Origin of the sequence: Paenibacillus illinoisensis NBRC 15959 (assembly GCF_004000925.1) — a bacterium.
Taxonomy (GTDB): Bacteria; Bacillota; Bacilli; order Paenibacillales; family Paenibacillaceae; genus Paenibacillus; species Paenibacillus illinoisensis.
Genome location: NZ_BIME01000013.1, coordinates 131016 through 154997 on the forward strand (window position 1 = coordinate 131016; position 23982 = coordinate 154997).

General features: G+C 46.1%; 20 protein-coding genes. 4 read left to right on the plus strand and 16 right to left on the minus strand.

What is annotated here, in order from left to right:
• Positions 1–4: 4 nt before the first annotated feature.
• From PIL01S_RS25180 to PIL01S_RS25225, 10 genes are all read right to left on the minus strand, one after another.
• Positions 5–1306, minus strand: coding sequence for a Zn-dependent hydrolase (locus PIL01S_RS25180; protein ID WP_246058553.1), 1302 nt, complete (start codon positions 1304–1306; stop codon positions 5–7).
• The gene (gene allB, locus PIL01S_RS25185) at positions 1293–2708 is read right to left on the minus strand and encodes an allantoinase AllB (RefSeq protein ID WP_127540168.1); all 1416 of its coding nucleotides are present in this window, start codon (positions 2706–2708) and stop codon (positions 1293–1295) included. The genes PIL01S_RS25180 and allB overlap by 14 nt, the downstream gene beginning before the upstream one ends.
• Before the next feature lie 41 nt (positions 2709–2749).
• The gene (uraH, locus tag PIL01S_RS25190) at positions 2750–3127 is read right to left on the minus strand and encodes a hydroxyisourate hydrolase (protein WP_127540170.1); all 378 of its coding nucleotides are present in this window, start codon (positions 3125–3127) and stop codon (positions 2750–2752) included.
• Positions 3127–4632: a factor-independent urate hydroxylase gene (gene pucL, locus PIL01S_RS25195; RefSeq protein ID WP_127540172.1), complete on the minus strand. Its 1506-nt coding sequence runs from the start codon at positions 4630–4632 to the stop codon at positions 3127–3129. Before pucL ends, uraH begins: the two co-directional genes overlap by 1 nt.
• A 303-nt stretch (positions 4633–4935) precedes the next feature.
• Positions 4936–6546 carry a PucR family transcriptional regulator gene (locus tag PIL01S_RS25200; protein WP_127540174.1) on the minus strand — a complete coding sequence of 537 codons (1611 nt, stop codon included), beginning with the start codon at positions 6544–6546 and terminating at the stop codon, positions 4936–4938.
• Positions 6547–6802: 256 nt separating this feature from the next.
• On the minus strand, positions 6803–9541 hold the full coding sequence (locus tag PIL01S_RS25205; RefSeq protein WP_246058554.1) for a CHASE3 domain-containing protein: 2739 nt from the start codon (positions 9539–9541) through the stop codon (positions 6803–6805).
• A gap of 313 nt (positions 9542–9854) precedes the next feature.
• Complete coding sequence (fumC, locus tag PIL01S_RS25210) at positions 9855–11243, minus strand: class II fumarate hydratase (protein ID WP_127540178.1); 1389 nt, start codon at positions 11241–11243, stop codon at positions 9855–9857.
• A 149-nt stretch (positions 11244–11392) separates the two neighbouring features.
• Complete coding sequence (locus PIL01S_RS25215; RefSeq protein WP_127540180.1) at positions 11393–12394, minus strand: aldose 1-epimerase; 1002 nt, start codon at positions 12392–12394, stop codon at positions 11393–11395.
• Positions 12395–12558: 164 nt separating this feature from the next.
• A complete protein-coding gene (locus PIL01S_RS25220) occupies positions 12559–13368 on the minus strand; it encodes an MBL fold metallo-hydrolase (protein WP_127540182.1) in 810 nt (269 codons plus the stop codon).
• Positions 13369–13544: 176 nt separating this feature from the next.
• The gene (locus PIL01S_RS25225) at positions 13545–13817 is read right to left on the minus strand and encodes a hypothetical protein (RefSeq protein ID WP_221192408.1); all 273 of its coding nucleotides are present in this window, start codon (positions 13815–13817) and stop codon (positions 13545–13547) included.
• Positions 13818–14032: 215 nt separating this feature from the next.
• Between PIL01S_RS25225 and PIL01S_RS25230 the strand changes: the two genes are divergently transcribed.
• The 4 genes from PIL01S_RS25230 to PIL01S_RS25245 all read left to right on the plus strand — a co-directional run bounded on the left by PIL01S_RS25230 (position 14033) and on the right by PIL01S_RS25245 (position 18319).
• Positions 14033–15268 (plus strand): aminopeptidase, encoded by a 1236-nt coding sequence (locus tag PIL01S_RS25230; RefSeq protein ID WP_127540184.1) that lies wholly within the window; start codon positions 14033–14035, stop codon positions 15266–15268.
• An 83-nt stretch (positions 15269–15351) separates the two neighbouring features.
• The gene (locus PIL01S_RS25235) at positions 15352–16584 is read left to right on the plus strand and encodes an aminopeptidase (protein WP_127540186.1); all 1233 of its coding nucleotides are present in this window, start codon (positions 15352–15354) and stop codon (positions 16582–16584) included.
• A 207-nt stretch (positions 16585–16791) separates the two neighbouring features.
• The gene (locus PIL01S_RS25240) at positions 16792–17382 is read left to right on the plus strand and encodes an RNA polymerase sigma factor (protein WP_095287110.1); all 591 of its coding nucleotides are present in this window, start codon (positions 16792–16794) and stop codon (positions 17380–17382) included.
• Positions 17360–18319, plus strand: coding sequence for a hypothetical protein (locus PIL01S_RS25245; protein ID WP_127540188.1), 960 nt, complete (start codon positions 17360–17362; stop codon positions 18317–18319). Before PIL01S_RS25240 ends, PIL01S_RS25245 begins: the two co-directional genes overlap by 23 nt.
• Position 18320: 1 nt before the next feature.
• Here the strand turns inward: PIL01S_RS25245 and PIL01S_RS25250 are convergent, their stop codons facing one another.
• The 6 genes from PIL01S_RS25250 to PIL01S_RS25270 form a co-directional block, all read right to left on the minus strand.
• A complete protein-coding gene (locus PIL01S_RS25250) occupies positions 18321–18812 on the minus strand; it encodes a hypothetical protein (protein WP_127540190.1) in 492 nt (163 codons plus the stop codon).
• A gap of 199 nt (positions 18813–19011) precedes the next feature.
• A complete protein-coding gene (locus tag PIL01S_RS25255) occupies positions 19012–20490 on the minus strand; it encodes an Lsa family ABC-F type ribosomal protection protein (protein ID WP_127540192.1) in 1479 nt (492 codons plus the stop codon).
• Between the two features lie 110 nt (positions 20491–20600).
• Positions 20601–20729, minus strand: a complete 129-nt coding sequence (locus PIL01S_RS30105) for a hypothetical protein (RefSeq protein ID WP_261779958.1) — start codon at positions 20727–20729, stop codon at positions 20601–20603.
• Positions 20730–20907: 178 nt separating this feature from the next.
• Positions 20908–21546: a sugar O-acetyltransferase gene (locus tag PIL01S_RS25260; RefSeq protein ID WP_127540194.1), complete on the minus strand. Its 639-nt coding sequence runs from the start codon at positions 21544–21546 to the stop codon at positions 20908–20910.
• A 16-nt stretch (positions 21547–21562) separates the two neighbouring features.
• A complete protein-coding gene (locus tag PIL01S_RS25265; protein ID WP_127540196.1) occupies positions 21563–22375 on the minus strand; it encodes an HAD-IIB family hydrolase in 813 nt (270 codons plus the stop codon).
• A 314-nt stretch (positions 22376–22689) separates the two neighbouring features.
• The gene (locus tag PIL01S_RS25270) at positions 22690–23889 is read right to left on the minus strand and encodes an MFS transporter (protein WP_127540198.1); all 1200 of its coding nucleotides are present in this window, start codon (positions 23887–23889) and stop codon (positions 22690–22692) included.
• Positions 23890–23982: the final 93 nt, after the last annotated feature.

Sequence of the window (23982 nt, forward strand, 5' to 3'; positions counted from 1 at the left end):
TCAATCAACTCCCGTAACCGTATTTATAAAGTAGCTGAACAAGAACCCGAAATCCTCGCATCAGGTCCTCCTCAGCTGTGAATTCAAGGGGACTGTGACTGATCCCGCCCTGACTTGGTACAAAGATCATCGCTGTCGGGCAGGCTGGCTGAAAAATCTGTGAATCATGGCCAGCTCCGCTGGGCATATGCATATAGGACAGCTGCTCCTGTTTGCAAATATTCTGAATATCCGCTGTGATCTGTTCGTTCATTGGAATCGGAGCAACCGACAAGTGTTCTTCCCAGTTCAATTCAAGCTGCAGTTTCGATGCAATCTGAAGAAATGCCTGAAGCATGTCATGCCAGCACCGATCAATACTCTCCTGCCGGATATGTCGGATATCAAGCGAGAATTCGGCATGTGCCGCGACCACGTTACCTACACCAGGCACAGCAGTGATCCGGCCAACAGTTGCCACAAGGGGTTCACCTGCTGCCATAGCAATCGTCCTAACCGCCGTAATCATCTCGGCTGCACCTGCCAGTGCATCCTTCCGCCATGACATAGGCGTTGTACCCGCATGATTCGCTTCGCCACTAATCGAAATACTCAATCGCTTCTGACCAACGATATCGGATACAATTCCAATCGAATGACCAAGTCGTTCAAGCACCTGACCTTGTTCGATGTGAAGTTCGATAAAGGCACCATACTTTTGAGCAGCCGGTCTGTAGCAACTGTCTGACCCGAATCCGGCTTCGCGAATCGCTTGTGAAAAAGGTATTCCATCCTTATCCGTCAAATGTTGAATGTCTTCAAGAGAGGTGATCCCCGTAATGCTTCGTGATCCCCAATAGGCAAATGGAAATCGGCTTCCTTCCTCTTCGCATAGCGAAACTACTTGAAGCGTACGCTTCGGCGCCCCGAAATGTCGTCGTAAGTACTCCAGAGCGAGTACTCCTGCTGCTACACCGTAGGCGCCGTCATACCTTCCACCGTAAACGACAGAATCAATGTGTGATCCGGTCACAATTGGGAGCTGCTCAGCTCCTGCTGCAGAATCTGCAGCTCGTAACGTGCCATATAGATTGCCGGACTGGTCGAATTCGGGAAGCAGTCCCATATGCTCCATCCGTGCAGCCAGGGCATGCTGTGCCTCGCACCAGGCTTTGTCATACAACAGGCGAGTTACGCCGCCTTTGGCATCAGCTCCGAATGTGGACAGCCAATCCAGCATGCCTTGAAGCTTCACTTCTTCCAGCTGCGGCAAGGGAAGAATCGGCTCTTCCGTCTCGGAACCCATGAACGTTTCAAACTCTGTCATGATACTCCTCCGTTCCGCGTGTGCCATTTTTCCCATACGAGCCAGCAGCAATAAACTGACCTGCAGGATTAGATGATAGCCCTCCCTTTTCGCTATATACTTTGATCCCTCGGCAGTACACTTCAGCTACGGCACATGCAAATGTACGTCCGATATATGGACTCTGTTTATGGGTATATAGCAAATCGTCCACGTTTAATGTGGTACTCGTATTCCAATCAATAAGCACGAGGTCCGCGTCTTTACCGATCGCAATTTCTCCTTTACTCTCAAGCCCGAGCCTTCTGGCCGGCTGCAAAGCAAGAACCCTTCCGAGTAAAGGCAAGCTTAAACGGCGGCGAAGATGACCTTCATCCAGCATGATCAGCAGCGTGCTCTGCGCACCGGAAATCCCGCCCCATATTTCAAAAAAATTGTCCGACTGTTTCATGGATGGTGGGCACGGTGAATGATCGGATGCGATGACGTCAATAAGCCCGGATGCCAGCGCATCCCATAATGTCTCTTGTTCGGCGCTGCTGCGGAGAGGTGGAGCACACTTCGCCACAGCGCCCAACCGAACTACATCCTGTTCTGTGAGCGTCAGGTAATGAGGACAAGTTTCAGAGGTGACGTCCTGACCGCGCCCCTTGGCTTCCGCAATTCGTTCTAACGCTTCTCTCGTACTGATGTGCACGAAATGCAGCGGACACCCGGTTTGTTCTCCATATTGAAGCGCCCTGGTGACGGCTAAGACTTCTGCTTCTGCAGGACGGGATTTCACATAATCCATTGGCCCTGTCTTTCCTTCGGCAATGCTTCTCGCGCCAAGCTGTGCAACCATTTCTTCATCTTCGGCATGAAGGGCGAGTACACGATTGAGCCTCGCTATCTCGTGCATTCCGTCCAAAAGCGTTTGCTCATCGGCTCTTGCAAAGATGTCCTCTCCTTCTCCGCCCGGCTCCGACATAAATGCCTTGAATCCGGCTGCGCCGGACTCAGCTAAGTTCATTAGCTGCTGCCGATTACCCGGAACTAACCCTCCCCAGAATGCATAATCGACATAGGAGCGATCTTGGGCAGCTTGCTTTTTCATATTCCAAGCTTCCGGACTTGTCGTTGGTGGGACTCCATTAAGCGGCATATCAACATAAGTGGTAATTCCTCCTGCAGCAAGCGCAGCCGATCCCGAACTGAATCCTTCCCAACTGGCCAGCCCCGGTTCATTAAAATGAACATGGATATCCACTACGCCAGGCATAACGGTGAAACCAGCTGCTTCGACTACCTCAGTTCCTTCCTCAACCTTCAGTTGAGCGGATAAAGCTGTGATTTTCCCATCTTGGATACCAATGTCCAGCTGCTGTACACGATCTTTTAACACGACCCGGGCTCCCCGGATGATCGAATCAAAATTTGCCATTTGGATGCCCTCCCTGTGTCAGAACCAGTGTTCAAAATTATTCAGCTTCCGCGGTATGTACTGTAACCTCCTGGAGCGATTAGTAAAGGAATATGATAATGACTTTCAGTATCGGATACGGCAAAACGGATGGGTACAACCGTCCATAATGCTTGCACCGATTGTTCAGGTGAACGAGTTGCATAGTACTTTTCGACGTCAAAATGAAGCTCATAAATGCCTTGCTCCAGCCGGCCCCCGTCCAGTAAGGGTGCATCCAGACGGCCATCACCGTTGGTCACCGATTCGGTAACTTTTATCCTGGACTCCGATTCTCCATCCGTTTGGACCAGATGCAGTGCGATCCGAACTCCCTCGGCTGGTACTCCTTTGGATGTATCCAGTACGTGTGTTGTTATGCGTCCTCCAGCCTCTGTCATTACGATCTACCTACTCTCTTCGAATCATTGTACTCTGCTTCAAGGTCTTCCCTAGTCATTGAAAAACCTTGAAACCCGTATGGTGGTCTGGGCTCGGTATACACCTTGCCTTCTCCTTCGGCCACTTCTTCCAGTACCGTATCCCATGTCCGATTGTTGGATTCAAACGATACTTCAGTTAATTGCCCGAATCGCTTCAATATACGGAGTCCGATCTGATACAACAAATGTTGAATGGATGCAGATCGGCATTCGTGGAACACCGCAGCAGCAATATCACTTACTTGTTCAGCAGCCACATAACGTCCGCGCGTATCATCCATTCCATCTCTTGGGTCGTGGTACCGCCAGTTGATATCCAGAAAAATGAACAAGGGACGATCTCTTGTCTCAGGCAGCGAGGTATATTCATCCTTGATAAATCCCGCAAATTCACTACCCTTAACCTTGATCAGTCGCAGATCAGCTAGACCACTGAAATGGTTACTCCATTCAATTTGATTACCGTTTCGTTCTGCCTCTATTGCTGCCGTACCCCGATCATTTTGCGAATACCGGAATACCATCGTGCTTGATCGATAACTTCCATCGGCTCCAATGGGTACATCTTCAAAAGGGATCTGATCCGCGGTCATCTGAACTTTCATCATTTGAGGGTATTTCTCAAGAAAGAGCTGACTCACATACGCAAGAAATCCCTCAACGGTAGCACCGGTATAACTCGCAGCGTGCTTGAGAATAAAATTCTTCATGGAATCCGTGGCCACGATGCTGGAATTATCCCCTTCCGTAAACGAAGGCAAGAATGCATCCCCTTGCACAGCTATCTTAATGTTCATGCCGAAGAGAACATTGCTTCTTCCGGTAAAAGGGGATTCCGGTATTGATCCGATCCCGGTTAGAGGTTTGGCATAGGAGCGATACAACCACACGTCACCTTTGCCGTAATACATGGTTCGTTTCGGCACCACAGCAGGCTTCGGTTCAATTTCATGTTCATGCCCAATTTGAACCAGCCACTTCTCCAGCCGGATAAATGCAATTTTGAATACTTCATTTAAAGCCGTTTGAAATTCTTCATCCCTATTTCGCGAGCGACGCTGACGCATCGATTCGAGAATGGACTGAGCGGTATGACCTTTTACCGCCAATATGAATGGAAAGCCGAATCGGCTTGTATATTCCTTGTTTAATTGATTCAATTCGTCATACATTTCAGGGGAGAGAGAATCCAGTCCAGCACCAGCTTGTTCCTTCACAGAATTGCTGCTCATGCTGATTCTTGCGCCGAGATCGGGATGGTTGCGCAGCAGCTGCAGGATGACATCGTCGTCAGACGTTTCAACAACATGTTTCATGATATTCATCATGTGTTCTAATGAATTAAAGGGTCGCAAAGTCCAGGAACGTTCAGCCACCCAAGGTGATTCCTCAAATAAGCCACCAAAGGTATGCACGAACTGTGTGACAGACCAGCTGTTAACGAGTTTCATAAAATCGCTCATGTCAGAACCTCCGGTCTACTGTGAATTGTTGTTCTTCATTTTAAGGTCCAGGGCAGGATGCAGCAATAATATCTACGCAATTTTGTAATATAACATAACATCATATTCACGAACTGTTATCTGTGCACAGGGATTAAGGGTCTTCATGTCACATAATCTAAAAAACCGTACGCCAGATAAGGGGCGTACGGTTTTTGATCTAAATTATGATGATAGTTATGAAGCACAAAAGTCGGCAACTCTGGATTTGTTCGAGTTGTGTATTTCTATCTGCGATCTGTTCACTCTCTGTCTAATGCATCCTTATGGTCTTTCGGTTCTTTTATCCCGGCCAAATTTACGGAACGTAAATACCAGTTTTAACTTTAGCAAGTCATTCGTTTTTTTAAAGTCCATCTGCAGAAGACTTCCGATTTTCTCCATGCGGTACGTAATGGTGTTGCGGTGAACAAACAGCTGCTTCGCAGCTTCGTTGATCAGTCCATCGTTCTCAATGAAAGATTCGAGTGTGTTCATCAATATGTGATTAGGGTCCCCATCTCTAGCCAGCAGAGGTTCCAGTACTTTATTACAGTAATTCTCCATAATGTTATCCGGGACATGTTGGAACACATAGGCAAACTCCAACATCTCGAACTGGAGTGCGCGATCCTTCATTCCGAAGCGGCGTGCCAGCTGCCGGGTATCCAGGCATTCCTGATAAGCTTCACGTAATGATTTGGGCTCATGTTTCATTTTGCTAATCCAGAATCTCGGCACAGATGCTCCTTTTGCCTCCTGAGCAGATAATACATCCGCGAAGCGACTGAGTAGAAAACTCGAAAGTTCCTCCCCATAGTCGCGCCCTGTCGGGCATGTATATATCGACAGAATGCCATCTTCCATCTGAAAATGCTGCGACGCCGTAAATTGCATCAATGGATTATATTGCAGTTCACGATGAATTTGCTTCAGCAGCTTCCCCTCGGCGAAAACCGAAGGTTCCAGCGTAATGAGCACGCATTGATAAGTACCCTGAAACAGATGAACGCCTTTGTTCTCACTGAGTCTGGTCAGCTCCTCCACCGTCATTTTATTATCGAGGTATTGGGTTAACAATGTACGCATCTCATCCTGCACAGTCGGATTAATGTGTTCACGATAGGTCATATCCATATAAAATGCCAGTACGTCCGCAGCCTGCTGAAATAATTCTTCCTCTGCCCTCAGGGAGAGGGCTGAATCTGTAAACACGAGCAGAAACCCATACTCTTCATCATTTTGTTTGATGGGAACCCGATGACAACTGCCCTGATTCCATTTCACGCGATGCATAACGGATTTCCATGGCCACCCCTGTACCAATGCATCTCCGGCAATCGTCTCACTACCATAGAGTACATGCCCCCTGGAGCCTATAACTGCAAGCGGGTAGTTTAATACAGTCGCAAGCTCGGCAAACACATTTCGATGCTGCTGCTGTTGTTGTAATGCAAAATGCATTAGCTTCTTCTGTTTCTGTACAACTTCATGCAGCAGCCGGTGACTTCGCTCGTGTTCCGCCTTGAACAGAGCATTCATTTGGTCCGAAAACGTGAACTGGAATGGCAATTCCAGCAGCGGCAAACGTAAACGGTCCGCCTCTTCTATGATCCCTTGGGGAATGGACTGCCAGAAACGTCCGAGTTTAATGCCGAGTCCTGCACATCCGCGGTCATTTAGTCTGCGCATTAATCGAAGGGCATCTGTTTCATTGTCTTTCATGATAAAAGCGGTTGTGAATAACAACTCTCCGGATTTAATCCAATCCGCGATATCTGGGGCATCCATGACGTTAACGGATTTCATCATCCGTGAAGTCCCCTCCCCGCCGGCAACGAGTCTGGCCTCAGACAACGGATATACTTGCAAAGCCTCTTTAACCGTAAGCTGCATAGACACGACCTCCCACATATATAACTTATTAAGTTATATTTTTCTCTTATAATGGAAATGAAAAGCTCTTCTCCAGGGTTAACAACCCATTCACTTCATCGGAATCAAACTATTTGTTAAGTATTATAACATCAAATTTGATTTCAGAGCTTACATGACAAAAATAAAACCAATGACATCATTGCAGCGTGAGCTTGGCAATTTATCATTGGTTTTATAATGTGTATGAAATGATTGATTTGCGGTAAATAAGTTCTTAAATCTCTAGCGTTTCCGGACTAAGCCACAATTTCATTCGGGAGATTACCTCTTTGATATTCAGCGGCTTGCTAATATAGTCCGAGGCACCTGCTGCAATGCATTTATCACGATCTTCTTTCATGGCTTTAGCCGTTAATGCAATGATCGGCAGCTGGGTAAGCTTCAATCGCTCCCGAATCTGACGTGTCGTATCGTAACCGTCCAGTTCCGGCATCATGATATCCATCAAAATAATATCGGGATTGGCTTCCCCGCGTTCCAGCATCTCCAGACATTCATACCCGTTCTGCGCGGTAATGATATGCATGCCATACTGTTCAAGTGCATTCGCAAGAGCATATACGTTACGAATATCGTCATCTACGACAAAAACTTGGCGCCCCCTTAATAACGATTCTTCCAGAGGTGTCAGCAGAATCTCATCTTTTGATGTATTAGATAGAGATCCCACGATGGGAATCGTTGTAGCTGCTTCGTTCAAGAATAGTCGTGAGTTATTCCTTGTCTCAGGCTCCTCTGGTCTCAATGGCAAGAAAAGAGTAAATACACTGCCCTGTCCTTCACGACTGGTCGCCGATATGGAACCCCCGAGCAAAGTCGCAAGAGATTGGGAAATGGACAAGCCGAGTCCGGTTCCACCGTATTTCCTTGCAGTCGCGCCATCCGCTTGTTTGAATGCATCAAAGATCTGCAGCAGCTTATCGTCTGCGATGCCGATCCCCGTATCACTGACCGAAAATGCAATAACATCCGCCTCTGAACCACCTGGTTCAGGGCTTGCCAGATTCATTCGGGAGATCGTCAGAGCAACTTCGCCTTCGTCTGTAAACTTAAAAGCGTTAGAGAGCAGGTTTCTTAGAATCTGATGCAAGCGCATCTCATCCGTGACTATCGTTTCCGGTAAATGGCTTTGCATCTGAATCCGGAAGTCGATTCCTTTCTGCTCAGCGGTTTTTAAGAAATACTGATTCATCGTCTCCGGCAGGACACCGAGATAAACTTCGCCAAGATCAATGTCCATCTCCCCTGCCTCCACTTTGGACAGATCCAAAATGTCATTGATCAGATTAAGCAAATCTTTGCCTGAAGTATGAATTACCGATGCGTATTTTTGTTCTTCGCTACTCAAGTTCTCATGTTTGTTTTCAGCCAAAATCTCGGACAGGATGAGCATACTATTCAGGGGAGTACGTAATTCATGTGACATATTAGCCAAAAATTCAGATTTATATCCCGAACTTGTCCGCAGCTGGTCTGCTACACTCGCAAGCTCGCTCGCTGACGTTTCTGCTGCATGTTTTTGCAATTCCAGACGCTCGTTCAGCATATGCAGCTCTTCGGTTTGCATCTGCAGTTCTTCTGTTTGTGACAGCATTTCCTCGGTTTGCAGCTGAAGCTTCTCCGATTGAGCTTGGAGCTCCTCGTTCAGTACCTGGGATTCATCATATAACTGCTGCAGTTCCATGCGTGTCGCTGTGGAGTGTAGAGATACACTGAATATTTCAACTAATTCATGGAGCTGTTCGAGTTCGTTCTCCTGCAATGGCTTTAATGAAGCCAACTCTATGACCGCGATCGTTCGTCCTTCGAAGATCACAGGCACGACTGTAAGAGATGTTGCAGAAGCATGGCCTAGTCCCGAAGAGATTCGAATATAGTTCTGTGGCAAGTCATTCATACGCAGTATCCGTTTCTCCACCGCACTTTGACCCACGAGCCCTTCGCCTGGTGCAAGTGACACTTTGCCGATGGAGTGCTCTTTGTCTCCATCTGCTGCATAAGCAGCTACGCGCAAGAGCCGATTATCCTTCCAGTAGTACAGTACACTGTAGGGAACCTCCAGCAGAATGGCAAGCTCGTTCAGGAAAAGACGTGACAAACCCTCCAGATTAGTCGGGTTCTGCAGGAGTGTAGCGATACTCGTAAGCTGATCCTTCACGCGATTCTGCTCCTGCACTTTATCGAGCAGCTTGTTAGTCTCCCGTCCAAGGTCACCCACTTCATCTTCGGTTCGCACATGAATCCGTTCTGCCAAATTGCCGCCTTGGGAAATATTACGAATAGTTTGTCTTACGTCACGCAGCGTTTTGACAATATTACCAGAAATCATGATCGCTGCTCCGATTGAAAATGCAGCAATGGCAGCCCACAGGGTATACATGATCGTAAGCAGGGTGGAACTGCGTTCGGCAAGACTGGTTACTCGTGCTTCCGTCAAAGCAATTTCTGTATTACGAAAGCCTGCAAGTTGTGAACGAAGCAAATCGATTTCGTTTTTACCCGGATCGGATTGGAAAAACGTAATCACTTGCTCCTGATCACCCTGATTTTTCAATGCAATGGAAGGTTCTGCTGCAACCTCAATCCAGCGTAGAATATGCGTTTTGATCGTTTGCAATCTCTGCTGTTGGGATGGGTTATCACTAATGAGTCCGTATAACTGGTCATAGTTCGAATTCCACTCCGAGAGTGCTTGATTGTAGGGCTCCAGGTAGCTGTCTTTTCCTGTTAGCATGAATCCTCGCTGTCCAGTCTCCATATCGAGTACATCCTTCTCAATGGCATTGGTCAGGTTATGTACTTCGAGGTCATGATGGCTTATAAAATCGTTTTCTTTTTGCAATTCGTTAATTTGAGCCGATAGAACCAGCAAGGCAGCTCCAAATAACAATACAACCACTAGATAGCCCAACAAAATTTTGGAGCGTATCGTAAACCTTCTCTTCTTCGACAACGCGGAAACCTCCAATGAAATCAATCAATTCACGCACAACAATTTAGATCTGCATATGTAGTTTATATGGATACATGAAGTCTGACAAGCATTATATCCAATCTAGGCTTATATCGTCATTGACATAGTACAAGGTTATCATTCTGGGGTTAAACGCATTTCGGTCATGTGGGTGCAGTCTGACTATTCTGGGGTTGTAAGCTCTGACAAATTCAGACATAGTCAAGAAGGTTTGGATATATTCTTAACAAGAAAAAACGACCTGCATATGCGGGTCGTTTCTTCCTCTAGTGTTTTTGCACTATAAAAAAACTTAAGCTTTCGGAGCAATCATTTTCGCTGGGTCCACATACTGATCGAACTGCTCTTCGGTAAGCAACCCGGTCTGCAGAGCAGCCACTTTCAGAGACAAGCCTTCTTTATGAGCCAGCTTCGCAATCTTGGCTGCGTTCTCATATCCAATATGCGGATTAAGAGCAGTAACCAACATAAGCGAGTTGTTCAGGTTATGTTCGATTTGACCCAGATTAGGTTCAATACCCACTGCACATTTATCGTTAAAAGCAATAATGGAGTCCGCAAGCAGTTGTACGGATTGCAGGAAGTTATAAATAATGACCGGTTTGAACACATTCAACTCAAAGTTACCCTGACTTGCCGCGAATCCGATGGCAGCATCGTTCCCCATCACTTGCGTTACAACCATTGTCAGTGCTTCGCTCTGGGTTGGATTCACTTTGCCTGGCATGATGGAGCTGCCCGGTTCATTCTCCGGAATGCGGATCTCTCCGAGTCCACTGCGCGGACCACTTGCAAGCCAGCGCACGTCATTGGCAATCTTCATCAGATCAGCTGCAAGCGCTTTAACAGCGCCGTGGGCGTAAACGACTTCATCATGACTTGTAAGTGCGTGGAATTTGTTTGGTGCGGATACAAAATCCTTACCTGTATGTTTGCCGATCTCCTTGGCGGTATAATCGCCAAAGTCAGGATGAGCATTGATGCCTGTTCCCACTGCGGTACCACCAATGGCCAGTTCCTTCATATATTGAACACTATCACGAATCATGCGCTCACTCTTGTCCAGCATCGCTTCCCAGCCGCTGATCTCCTGTCCGAGTGTGATAGGAGTAGCATCCTGCAAATGGGTACGTCCGATCTTGATAATATCCTTGAAAGCTTCGGATTTGTCTGCAAAGGTAGATTTGAGTACAGCAATGGCTGGCAAGAGCTGGTCTTCGACAGCAAGTACACCTGCAACATGCAGAGCTGTCGGGAACGTATCGTTGGAGCTCTGGGACATGTTCACATCGTCATTCGGATGCAAACGCTCTTCCTTGCCCTTCTGTTCAAGAAGCTGATTACCCAGATTGGCGATGACTTCGTTCACATTCATATTGGACTGCGTGCCGCTACCAGTCTGCCATACAACAAGCGGGAAATGATCGTCAATCCGACCGGCAATGATCTCGTCCGCTGCATAGGCAATCGCATCCGATTTGGCGGCAGACAGCTTGCCGAGCTTATGGTTGCTCGCTGCAGCACTCTTTTTCAAAATGGCAAGTGCACGAATAACTTCCATCGGCATATGCTCACGACCAATCGGGAAGTTTTCCTTACTGCGCTGTGTCTGAGCCCCCCATAGTCTGTCCGCTGGTACCTTCATCTCTCCGAGCGTATCTCTTTCAATGCGGTATTCCACTTGATTTTCCTCCTCCAAAAAGATGAATTCTATTTCTCGAAAATTTAATCATCTCGTCATATTATACATGATTGTCGTTCAGATTTTCACCTTTTCGACAAAATTGTAAGCGTACGTCAAAACACGCAATCGTTTATTGACTCATGAAATTACGAATAGATTGGATACAAACGACTGGCTTGTTCGAAGATCTCACCAGGTTCAAGTCCAACTAATCCGATTTCTTCGGCAGGTAGTCCTTGTACATTCGGTGCATTAACCAGGTTCATCTGAGGTTCAGGACAGAAGAATCCACCTTCCGTGTTGTTGTTCCAGATCATCCAGTGTTTGTATGAAGCTCCAACATCATAAACAAATTTGTCCCCTGTACGTTGGTTCGTGAGCTCCATATAATTTCGACCATTCTGGGGTTCCGCTGTATAGTGATTATCCATGGATTCGAAGAATGGGCTAACCCCTTCTGTCTTCAACTTCTCCTCATTCGGTGAAAGCGGTTGAAATTGCCCGGTAGGCAAAGAACGTTCATTCAGTTCACGGCGCTGACCGATGGTGATTTTGGCGGTATAGTCCGACAAATCACTGTCGGGTACAAAGGCGACATTAATGGCTGTATGGAACGCGAACAAATTGGGCATGCGCTCTTTGCCGTTATTACGAACCTTCAGCTGCTGCTGGAGCCCTGTGCTGTCAAGAGAGTAACGAAGCGTTACCGTGAACGTGAACGGCAAATATTGATGGAAAAGGTGTCCTTCTTTTATCTCTTGGCTCAGCAGGATATAACTCTCCAGTTCAGTCGTTCCATATCCTTCTACCTTCCAATCTGCCTCGTGTAAAAATCCGTGCAAATGATTGCCCGTAGCAGGTTCATTTACAGGTAATTGATAGATTTCGCCATTCCAAGGAAAGCGGCCATCTTCATAGCGATTCGGCGGAGAAAGAACGGGAATGCCGTACACGGCCGGAGCAGCCTTGAATGCATCCATATTATTCAAATCAGGTTCACGAAGATAGCGATGACCGCGTTCTGTATCACGAAACGCAACCAGGTTCGCACCCACGCTTGGAATTACGGCCGCCTCAAATTGATTGAATCGAAGCCATACCGCCGGAATTCCGCCAAATTGCTCCTCATACGCTGAATTCTGTGTCATTGTTATATGTACCTCCTGCATACTAGGGTTATATTATACGGCTCGAATATATCATGACTGGGCACAAAATACCAATCTGTGATATAGAACATTTTCATCATCAGGCGACAAAAAAGACAGCTGCACTGTTCGCGGCTGTCCTCCAAATGTTCATTTCATATCGTTTAATCGACATATTTGCCGTGCTCCGGCACAGCATCCTGTTCAAAATCCTGATCAAGCTGCTCAAGCGAATCACGCAAGAAATCACCTGTCAGCGAATGTCCATGCCCCGTGACCACGACGCGTGGCTCCAAGTTCCTGATCATATGAACGGATCGATGAGCCTCGTCCCAGTCCGTCGTAAAGTATGCAGGTGGACCATGCATCTGTTCATCCTGCAGCAGTACACTCCATAGCGATTCCTGTTTTACCGAAATAATGGCGTCTCCCGCAATCAGGAAACGGTCCTCCTCGCGAAAGAGCGACACATGACCAGGTGTATGTCCTGGAGTATGGATCCAACGCCATCCTGGCATACCAGGTACCGAATGGTCCTCCGGCAGGCTGAAGATGCGATCATCCAGGTTAATTGCTTCGTTCGGATAGGCAAATGACAATCTTGCCATCAGTCCCCCACCTACGGAAGGGTCGGCTGGTGGATAATCTTTAAGGCCCGTTAAATAAGGTAATTCCATTGAATGGGCAAAGACGGGAACACCCCAGAACTGTTCAAGCTCTATTACAGTACCTACATGGTCGAAGTGACCATGTGTCAATATGATGGCGGACGGCGGTCCCTGAAACCGTTCTGCTGCGATCCGCACAATATGATCCGTAAATCCCGCCATCCCGGTATCCACTAGAATCCAGTTCCTGCTTCCCGGTTCACCGATGAATACTACATTAACAAATAATGTACGCAGACTGAGGATATCATGCGCGACTTCTTCAAGCCCCGTCATTCCTGCTGTGATCAGATTGTCAGATGTCATCCACGGTTACCTCCCATTCAGGCGATTGTCCCTCTGTTTGCCATCCATAGACTGCCCCTTTTTGGGATATCTATTCCCCTCATCTAATTAAAAATAGACGATGCATACCCGTTCGGGCACACACCGTCTAGTATAGTCTGTTCATTCACATAATAGAACAACTTCCTATGCTCTGATTACGCAGGAAAGGCATCCAATGCCGCGTCAAGCAGCTTGTCGTATACATCGTCGTCGTTTTCGAGCAGCTCGTCCATCCGCAGAAGTTCTTCTTCATCACCGGATTGCTCCGTGAAATGGAGACTATAATCCCAATCTTTGCCGTTCTTGCTCATGAACGTTACCTCATAAATGGACTTTTCCCCTTCTGCACGAAAAACGGTTGTTCCAATATAGGATTTCTCGTCTTCCCGACGCATCTCGGCACGAATAATTTCGATATTCACCAACATACACTCCTTTAATCTCTCATCTGTAACAGGTCTACAACAATTATGGTAAACCTAGTTTGGTAATTATTATTGGTTAATTGTACAATATATATCGTAGCAACGTATACCTTATTCAAATGAAGGTCCTCGGGGGTATCCATACATACATGATTTGAGGGCTTCATGTTCCAGTGAACGAGCTACGGAAACCTTATATAACAGGAGGAGAATATAGCATGAATAATAATTTTGAGCTTCATCTACAGCAGTACGCGGAACTAGCTGTCAAAGTGGGAGTAAACGTCCATCCTGGACAAACACTCGTTGTAAATGCACCAATCACTGCAGCACACTTTGTACGCAAGATCGTGAAGGCTGCCTATGAAACAGGTGCCAAGCTGGTCAAAGTAAACTGGAGTGATGAAACCGTAACACGTCTTCATTATGATCTCGCACCGGATGAGGCATTCTCTATCGAACCGAAATGGTTTGCGGGTGAAATGACAGAACTCGTAGAAGAAGGGGCTGCCATCCTGCATGTCATCGCGGAAAACCCTGACCTCTTGAATGGTGTGGCTCAAGAACGTATTGTTACCAGTCAAAAAGTGCGCGGAAAAGCACTGGAGAAATATCGTGCCTACCAGATGGCTGATAAATTCAGCTGGTCCATCGTTGCAGTCCCTTCCCCGGAATGGGCTGCCAAAGTATTCCCGGATCTGCCTGCGGAGCAGCAAGTGGATAAGCTATGGGATGTTATTTTCAAAACCGTTCGTATTGGCGAGCAGGATGCCGTTTCCGAATGGAAAACACATCTGCAAAACCTCGATTCCCGTGCTGATCTGCTCAATACGAAAAAATATAAAAAACTTCACTATACTGCCCCTGGAACAGATCTGACCATCGAACTTCCAGAAGGACACATCTGGGTATCCGGTGGTAGTGTGAATGAACAGGGTCATGTCTTCATCGCCAACATGCCAACGGAGGAAGTATTTACGGCTCCGCTGAAAACGGGTGTCAATGGCACCGTTCGCAGCACCAAGCCACTGAGCTATGGTGGGAATCTGATCGATGGCTTCTCTCTTACTTTCGAGAATGGCCGTATTGTTGATTTTACTGCAGAACAAGGACATGATGCCCTGCAAAACCTCATCGAAATGGATGAAGGTGCGCACTATCTGGGTGAGGTCGCTCTTGTTCCCCATAAATCACCGATTTCCGATACGAACATCCTGTTCTATAACACCCTGTTCGATGAAAATGCATCCAACCACTTGGCCATCGGTAATGCCTATGCATTCTGCTTGGAAGGCGGCAAAACGATGTCGAAGCAAGAACTGATCGATAATGGTTTGAACTCCAGCCTTACCCATGTGGATTTCATGGTTGGATCGGCTGACATGAACATTCACGGTGTTACTTCCGAAGGAAAAGAAGAACCGATCTTCCTGCAAGGTAACTGGGCATTCTAATTTTTACGCTACATGAAGAGAGGAGAGTACTCCTCTCTTTTCCTGCGTAAGCAGGCAAAATTATAGATACGGAGGTCACTACCATGTTAACTTTTGAACAAAAATTGGATCGTTATGCCGAGCTGGCAGTTAAGGTGGGGGCCAACGTACAACCCGGTCAAATTCTGGTCATCAGCGCCATGATCGATACCGCTGAATTTGTACGCCTGCTCGTTCGTAAAGCATACGAAGCCGGAGCCAAGCAAGTCATCGTAAAATATGGAGATGAAACTGTCAATCGCCTAAGATTCGAGATGGCTCCGCTGGAATCATTCCAAGAGCCGCCCAAGTGGCATGCTGCGGAACTTGAAGAGCTTGCAGCGAACAACGCTGCCTTTCTGACCGTACTCTCTTCAAGTCCAGATCTGCTCAAAGGGATTGATCCTGAACGAATTTCGACCCATCAGCGTACATATGGACAAGCCATGGCCAAATACCGACAGTATCAGCAGGCTGACAAAATGAGCTGGACAGGTGTTGCCTGCCCTTCACCGGACTGGGCTGCAAAAGTGTTCCCCGACCTGCCAGCCGCTGAGCAGATGAAGCAGCTTTGGGAAGCTATTTTTGCCGCTGTCAGAGCAGATTTGGATCATCCAGTTGAAGCTTGGGAACAGCATATCGATCGATTGGAACATAAAGCAGTTGCCCTAAACAGCAAAAAGTATAAAGCACTCCATTTTGTCTCCCCTGGAACGGATCTGACGGTTGAACTACCTGAAGGTCATATCTGGGCACAAGCGGGCAGTGTAAATGAACAAGGGACTCGATTCGTAGCTAATATTCCGACAGAGGAAGTATTCACTGCTCCTAGCAAATATGGTGTCAACGGTACAGTGTCCAGCACCAAACCGCTGAGTTATGGCGGAAGTATTATCGATCGCTTCTCTCTCACTTTTGAGAGTGGCCGAATCGTTGATTTTCATGCGGAAGAAGGTCAGGATACGCTGGAAAGATTAATCAACATGGATGAAGGATCTCACTATCTTGGCGAGGTTGCACTTGTACCCTTCCATTCTCCGATCTCAGAGAGCGGCATTCTATATTACACGACGCTGTATGATGAGAACGCCTCATGCCACCTCGCGATCGGCAGTTCCTATGCCTTCAATATGGAAGGCGGAAAAACCATGTCCTCCGAAGAACTTGCTTCTCGTGGCATGAATTCCAGCATCACGCATGTAGACTTCATGATGGGTTCTCCGGAAACCAACATTTATGGCATTACCGCAAGCGGAGAACGGGAAGCGGTCTTCCTGAATGGAGATTGGGCATTTTAAGCTTTTCCAATGAATAATCACGTTGTATCGATATCTTAAGGCTGTCTTGCAGACCAGAATGACTGGTTTGGCAGGCAGCCTATTTTGGTTTCGGCGAGTACCTTTCTAAGGTTGTCTTAGCAACCTCCCATTGTATCGTTTCCATATAATGTTGTAAAATGAAATGATACCAATGTTTGTGGATTGTTCACCAGAAAGGAGAACATCATGGCCAATCGGCTCCAATTACTCTTGGCCTCAGATTTCCATAATTTGAGCCCTTCACTTCAGGAAGAAGTGTATTACGAATACTATAATATGGTTCATGGACTCATCGTTTATATCATCAAGGAACGTGCTGCAGCAGAAGACATTATTCAGGAAGCATTCATTAAAATTATTAAAAACAAACCCTCTTTCGAGAACGAAGTTAAACTGAAAGCCTGGCTTAAGGTCGTCACCCGGAATACCGCCATTAATTATCTTAGAAAAAATAAAAATAACCGTAACCAACTGGATACGGATAGTGTTTTTATAGATATGGAGACGATCAATCAGACAGCAGCTTCCGTAGAGAGTACCGTGGAGACGCAAATGATGCAGGAATCTATTGAGTTCTATCTGGAGCAACTTAAACCCGAATACCGGGTATTAATAGAGCTGCGCTGGAAAGAAGGTCTGTCCTATCGGGAAATGGCTGAGCTGCTGGACACTTCGGAAGAAATTGTGAAACAACGTTTGTTCAGGGCCCGAGGTAGTATCAAGAAGCAATTACATAAGGAATGGGGTGGGACCATTGAGCAAAGGCAAGTCAGATAGACATATTGAGCATTATCATACAGAGCAAGAAGAAGAGTATTTTGATGCCGTCTTTGATCTGGCCTTTGATGAGGCTTTCAATCAGGCTCTCTCTGCTCCCCCTGCCCCTGACTCCCAGCAGATGCATCAATCCTGGCTCCGTGTTCAAAAGGAAATTACCCGGATTGCTGTCAGAAAGAAAAGAATGCGTACCTTGAAATTGTCCGTTGTGGTAGCTGCCTCCCTAACGATCGGTGGCGTCATTTTCAGTCTGCCATCCGGAACGCAGGCCGTTTCCCCTTTTGTTCAGTCAATCAAGGATTGGGGCAATGGTATGAAATCCATCATTATTGAAGATCGCACCGCACAGCTTGGCGCAGATCCTTCTACTGCCAAAACACTCCCACCGCCTGAACCCGGACTTAACGAAGCTCCTACAATTGCTACTGGCGAGGAGGCCGAGGAGTTGCCAAAACAAACCGTGGAGAAAGACATTTTATTTGATGATATCGTCGTAACGGAAGAAATAGCCCGCTCGGGATTCAATGGTGACTTTTTGTTGTCAAGAGCAATACCCGAGCGTTTTAAAGAGATAAAATTTGAACTTACCGTGAATCCTGAAATTCCGGTCGATTCAGATGAGTATTATAAATCCGATCGTATGAGAGTCCGCTACACGGGTGATAGCGTGAATGGTGAAGAACAAATTATTCAATTTGATTATTACTATGTTAAGCCAGGGCAGGTCATCCAAGGGACCATGCTTCGTGAAACCAGTGTAGTCAAATTAGCTGACGGTAGTGATGCTTTTGTATCCATCGGCCCGCCATATAATACTTTTCAGTGGATGATGGGTTCGGTCAACATGAGCTTGTTTGGAACGGTCACGAAGGAAGAAATGATTGCCATTGCCAATGACCTGCAGGAACAAAAATTCCCTGGCAGCACGAGACAATGAATCAAAATAATACATTATTCGAAATATCGGTTGTATTTTCAGAATTGGTTCCGTCATTCGCCGTATGTGTGCTAACGACCCGGTAGTAATAACCTGTGATCACCGTCCAGCTCGACTGTGCCGTCAGGGATTGTGTTTGTGTTTTACTTTTGGTGCCAGACCGATACGTCACCCAATTTGAGCCCGTCCAGCGTTCCAGCCGGTAATCCACCTGAAGTGATTTCATTTCCTTGTAAGTTGTTGTTGATGTAGTAACGTTCGCTGTCAGCCCTCCTCCCGGAGAAACGTTCCCTGCTGCCTGATATATATACTTGAGAGCTGCCAGTGAGTGAACAGTTTGCTCCTCCGGCGGTGGTGGTGCAGTGAGTGCACCAGATACAATGTCAGGACTAGCTGCGGCAGTGCTGCCAACAGGAATGGATAGAATTGCAGGCACCGATAATGCAGCAGCAAGGGTAATTTTCAGAATGGACGACAGACTCATTTTCAACATATGTATTCCTCCTCCAATGTCATATTTGATTTTGTGTAAGGTATAAACGGACGGAGTGGGTCACAGGTTTCAAAAATAAAAAAAGACGCTCCGACGTTCGTGTCGGCAGCGTCTTTTCTTATTGTGAATTCTGCAGCGAGAGTGAAACCTAAATATTTTCCATTTCGTATAGGCTTTTAAAGAGTCACATCTGCTCTATTCATAACTCAATGATACTCGTGGCAATATTCGAGCAAAATTCGCTGTCATGTTCCACAAAAAGAAGTGTTGGCGAGTGCTCAAGCAGCAAGTCTTCAATTTGCATGCGGGAAATGACATCAACAAAATTAAGTGGTTCATCCCAAACGTGCAAATGTGCTTCCTCACTAAGGCTTTTGGCAATCAGTACTTTCTTTTTTTGTCCAGCACTAAACGTTGAAATATCCTTATCCAGCTGCAGCCTGGAGAAATCCAGTTTGCGTAATATTGATTTGAAGAGACTTTCATCAATGCCCTGAGTCATCGCATACTCGGATAAGCTTCCCGCGAGACCCGAGGTATCCTGTGATACATACGATATTTTGACCTGAGGATCCTTGCGAAGTTGACCTGTGTAGGCAATATCCTCGCCGCAAATCAATTTAAGAATGCTTGATTTACCCGAACCATTCTTACCGTAAAGAGCGATTCGGTCTCCTTTTTCAACCGTTAAATAAATATCCTTACAAACAATATTGGAGCCATATGCAATCGACACATTTTCCAATTGGACAATTTCATTTTTGTGAAAGTCCAATTGATGAATCTGCAGCCGTTCAGCACTTTCGATATTTTTGAGAAGTTTGGATTTTTCTTGAATGGCAGATTGCTGCCGTTGTTCGATGTTTTTGGACCGTTTCATCATTTTGGCAGCCTTGTGTCCAATGTAGCCTTTATCCACTTTCGAACCGGAGTTCCTAGTCCCGTTTTTGGACTTTTCAACTTCATGTGACCAACCGCCAGTTCGTTTGGCGGAGTCGGATAAGCGTTTAATGTCTTTCTGTAACTTTTCGTTGCTTGCAAGCTCATATTGATCCTGTCTCTTCTTATTCTCCCACCAGGCGGAAAAATTGCCTTTTTGAATCTCGATGTTCGTTTTATTGATCGAAAGGATATGGTCTACACTGTGATCCAGGAAGGATCTATCGTGTGATACGAGAATAAAGCCACTTTTTCTGCTTAGATAACTGCTGACGAGCTTTCTGGCATGCATGTCGAGATGATTGGTTGGCTCATCAATAAGCAAAAATTGATTTTCCTTCATGAACAAGGCAGCCAGCATGACTTTCGTTTGTTCTCCATTGGATAGGGAATCGAATGGTCGGTACAAAACATCTTCGGAAACCTTCAGAAGGTTAAGCTCCCGTACCAGTTCCCAATGCTGATAGTCTGGATAAACATCACTTATCACATCAAGTGTCATCGAGTCTTTATTCTCAACAGGAAAAGGAAAGTACTCAAAATCAACATGGGCTGAGATGGTGCCACTATATTCATATTTACCAAGCAAAAGGTTAAGGAAGGTCGTTTTCCCTCTCCCGTTTCTTCCGGTAAAGCCTAATTTCCAGTCGGAGTCCAATTGAAAACTCACATTTTCGAAAATATTATCGTAACTGCCGTCATAGGCAAAGGTCAGGTTTGATACGTTTATCATTGACATAAGGGATCATCCTTTTCATTTATATTCCGATGCTAAATAAATGAGGTTATGATCATGACATGATTCCCTTATTGTATCCACTCTCGGATGAATCCAAGCAAAAAAGAAACTCAAAGCCAGGTAAAACGATGCGTGGATAGATAAAGCTCCGAATTCCGATTCATGATTTGGTGAACCATGCCAATGTTCATATCCAGTGACAGGTTCACATAAACATCTACAACCTCTAATTCAGTCATAACTCTATCCCCCTTTAAAATCGTATGGTTTCAACTTTCAGATACAGAAAACTTAACATGGATGGGATTCGTGGGTCAAGGATGATGGTGCGGCGCTCCCAGAAGGATCCTTGCGCAGCAAAGGGAGCCAGTTTCTTATCCGGGTCTGGACAAGCACTTGCTCCCTTTAGAATGGTTGCTATTTGATAACACGGCAATCCGCCATGACTTCCGGTTTATAACGCATGCTGTCTGCCTCTGTAATTTTGCGAATGACTTTACAGGGGACACCTGCTGCGAAGGAGTCTGCTGGAATGTCCTGGGTCACTACACTTCCGGCACCTATTACACAACGGTCTCCGATGGTAACTCCTCCGCATACCGTTACATTAGCAGATAGCCATACATCGTTTCCGATCGTTACGGGTTTGGCGTAACACAAAGACTTCGGATCACCGTTCTGATCAAGCATTTGCCGGCGTTCAGATGCGATAAACGGGTGAATGGGAGTAACAATCGTTACATTAGGTCCAAAACTGGTATGGTCTCCAATGGTAACCTTGGCATCGTCCTGAACCGTTAGATTGTAGTTGGCAAAGAAATGATTGCCGATCTCTGTGTGAACACCATAATGAAAGAATACAGGCCCTTGAATGAAGCAGGATTCGCCTTTGTGACCAAGGATCTGCGTCAGAATCGCTTCACGTTCCTCTGCCTGATCCTCGAACATCTGGCTGTATTGCTGGCTTAAGTTGTGCGAACGAAGTTTGATGGCCTTTAGTTCCGGATGGCTGGGACTGAACAAAATCCCGTTTAAAATCCGTTCTTCCTCAGTCATGTTATCAACTCCCTTTTCAATTCACGTTTTTTTGAAGGTCCATACAGTCTTGTATAGTCAGGAGAACACCGTTTTCTTCGTTGGATTTTGTAATAAAACGCGCTGCTTTTTTGGTATTCTCACAAGCATTGCTGACCGCAAAGCTGTATTTGGCAATACCCATAAGCTCTACATCATTCTCTCCGTCCCCAAAGGACATCGTTTGTTCATAAGTGACGCCGAGCAGCTCCTGCAATTTTTTAACCGTCTCTCCTTTATGCGTATGCAGTGCTGTAATATCAAGCCACTTGGGTTCTGAATCCACAATATAGATTTGGCCGCCAAGTGTCTTTTCTACATGTTTCCTTAAGGCACTACTCCGTTCTCTGGTATCGTATACTGTTATTTTAATTAAGCGGCTGTCGATCTCGTGGAAAGAGTCAATCTTCTTAACCTGTTCATAAGAGCTTTTAACCACGTTGTACATCTCTTCTGGGATGGAAGAAAGAACATATGCTGCATCGCTTGCACATACAATGAGGGTCATGTCTGGAGCAAAACGTTGTATGGATTCAATGCTTTGTAAAGCAAGTTCTCGCTGAATGCTGAATTCTTTTACGACTTCCCCATCTTTCTTGATTCTGGCTGCACTATCTCCAAGGACCCATATCCCCTTGCCATGTTCTCCAAACAACTTCTCCACCCGTTCACACTGTTTTCCTGTGCATGCCGCAAAGGTCATTCCCAGCTTCTGCATTTCTGCATGCACTTTGCTGAATACTTCAATATCGAATAATCCCTTGCTGTTGAGGAACGTTCCATCTAAGTCAGTTACAACAAGTTTAATCATGTAGCAATCCCCTCTTTGTTTAAAAATAATCCAAACACTTTTCACGCCTGCTTTATAATGTATATTTATAAAGAGGACAGAAAAATAGGATAATCATGTTCTCACGGTAATCGGTATGCAATTAAACTTCATAACAAGCGTAATCCATGTAACTGGTTTCATGTCAACGCTCTTTATTTAGGATTGTACTCCTTTACTCAAACCAATCATCGACGGAGCGCATCGGTTTCACTTCCATAGACTGTTTCGACAATGCTAAACACGCATAAGCTGCGACCCAGATGATAACAGCTAAAATAACATATGCCATCTTCTCACCTCCCCACATTCTGAGATTTTAGAAGTATGCGATTCACGGTTTCCGCGCTAAATAACATCAATAGGAGTAGAACAAACACTACAACCGGAAATGAATCCGTACTGGTCTTCGCTGCAAGAAATCCAAAGAGCGGAGGAAGCAGAGTCGTACCGCTATAAGCGACAGCCATCTGGTACCCCATTAACTTGACGGAGTTTTCTCTCCCGAAGCGAGCCGGCGTTTCATGCAAAAGTCCAGGATAGATTGGCGCTAGACCAAGCCCGATTAAAATAAAGCCTGCTACCGAAAACGATGAAGGAAGCGGAAGCAGTAATAGGAGTCCTCCGAGGATCGTTGTCCATTGTCCATAGCGAATTAATAATCGGTTATGGACTCTTAACGAGATAAAACCTGTAATGAACCTGCCAAACGTAATACCTCCGTAATAAAGGGAAATCCAGCCCGCTGCCATCTCTGCTGAGATGCTTTTCGTTCCAACCAAGTAACTGGCTCCCCATAATCCGACTGTGGTTTCAACCCCGCAATATAACAGAAAAGCGAGCAATGAGGGCTTAACGCCTCTTAATTTCAAGACGTTCCCCGGAATACGTATTTCCGATTTTGTTTCGTTATCGGTCATAGTTGTTGGTGCCGTCTCACGCAATGCAGCCACTCTTTTCCATAACGGCAGCGTGATAAGAAGTACGATAACCAGTACAAGCTGGATGACACCAACTGCAGCATAACCGCCTCTCCAAAAGTTCTGATCCGCTATATAACCAGCCATGATAATTGGACCCATGGTAGCGCCAACGCCCCAGAAGCAATGCAGCCAGTTCATATGATGCGCCTGGTAATTTGCGGCGACGTAATGATTCAACGCTGCATCCACGGCTCCTGCGCCCAGGCCGAGTGGAACGGCCAAGATCATAAACCACAACATTGAAGGTGCCATGGAAAATCCAATCAACGAAATTGCGGTTAGCAAACAGCTGAACAACGTAATGTTACCTGTGCCCATTTTCTGAATCATTTTCCCACTTGCCAGACTGGAAACAATAGTGCCTGCGGCAATAATCATGGAAATGAAACCTGCTGAGCCTACGGAGGAACCAATTTCCGGCCATATGACCGGCCATGCAGATCCAAGTAGTGAATCCGGAAGTCCCAGGCTTATAAAAGCCAGATAGATTACGATGAGAAACCAGGTCGCCATCTTTGTAACTCCTCTCTTGATGTGGTTGATCATCCGTATTAATAAATATACTTTATAAAGTGTTTAAGTTAAATATGCGGGACATCGCTATCC

Excerpts from the sequence above, each read along its gene's own strand:
- uraH (WP_127540170.1), bottom strand. The coding sequence starts at position 3,127 with ATGACAGAGGCTGGAGGACGCATAACAACACACGTACTGGATACATCC.
- PIL01S_RS25180 (WP_246058553.1), bottom strand. The coding sequence starts at position 1,306 with ATGACAGAGTTTGAAACGTTCATGGGTTCCGAGACGGAAGAGCCGATT.
- PIL01S_RS25225 (WP_221192408.1), bottom strand. The coding sequence starts at position 13,817 with ATGTTGGTGAATATCGAAATTATTCGTGCCGAGATGCGTCGGGAAGAC.
- PIL01S_RS25215 (WP_127540180.1), bottom strand. The coding sequence starts at position 12,394 with ATGACACAGAATTCAGCGTATGAGGAGCAATTTGGCGGAATTCCGGCG.
- PIL01S_RS25250 (WP_127540190.1), bottom strand. The coding sequence starts at position 18,812 with ATGTTGAAAATGAGTCTGTCGTCCATTCTGAAAATTACCCTTGCTGCT.
- PIL01S_RS25220 (WP_127540182.1), bottom strand. The coding sequence starts at position 13,368 with ATGACATCTGACAATCTGATCACAGCAGGAATGACGGGGCTTGAAGAA.
- PIL01S_RS30105 (WP_261779958.1), bottom strand. The coding sequence starts at position 20,729 with ATGACTGAATTAGAGGTTGTAGATGTTTATGTGAACCTGTCACTGGAT.
- PIL01S_RS25235 (WP_127540186.1), top strand. The coding sequence starts at position 15,352 with ATGTTAACTTTTGAACAAAAATTGGATCGTTATGCCGAGCTGGCAGTT.
- PIL01S_RS25270 (WP_127540198.1), bottom strand. The coding sequence starts at position 23,889 with ATGGCGACCTGGTTTCTCATCGTAATCTATCTGGCTTTTATAAGCCTG.
- PIL01S_RS25255 (WP_127540192.1), bottom strand. The coding sequence starts at position 20,490 with ATGTCAATGATAAACGTATCAAACCTGACCTTTGCCTATGACGGCAGT.
- PIL01S_RS25240 (WP_095287110.1), top strand. The coding sequence starts at position 16,792 with ATGGCCAATCGGCTCCAATTACTCTTGGCCTCAGATTTCCATAATTTG.
- PIL01S_RS25200 (WP_127540174.1), bottom strand. The coding sequence starts at position 6,546 with ATGCAGCTTACGGTTAAAGAGGCTTTGCAAGTATATCCGTTGTCTGAG.
- PIL01S_RS25265 (WP_127540196.1), bottom strand. The coding sequence starts at position 22,375 with ATGATTAAACTTGTTGTAACTGACTTAGATGGAACGTTCCTCAACAGC.
- PIL01S_RS25260 (WP_127540194.1), bottom strand. The coding sequence starts at position 21,546 with ATGACTGAGGAAGAACGGATTTTAAACGGGATTTTGTTCAGTCCCAGC.
- allB (WP_127540168.1), bottom strand. The coding sequence starts at position 2,708 with ATGGCAAATTTTGATTCGATCATCCGGGGAGCCCGGGTCGTGTTAAAA.
- PIL01S_RS25230 (WP_127540184.1), top strand. The coding sequence starts at position 14,033 with ATGAATAATAATTTTGAGCTTCATCTACAGCAGTACGCGGAACTAGCT.
- pucL (WP_127540172.1), bottom strand. The coding sequence starts at position 4,632 with ATGAGCGATTTTATGAAACTCGTTAACAGCTGGTCTGTCACACAGTTC.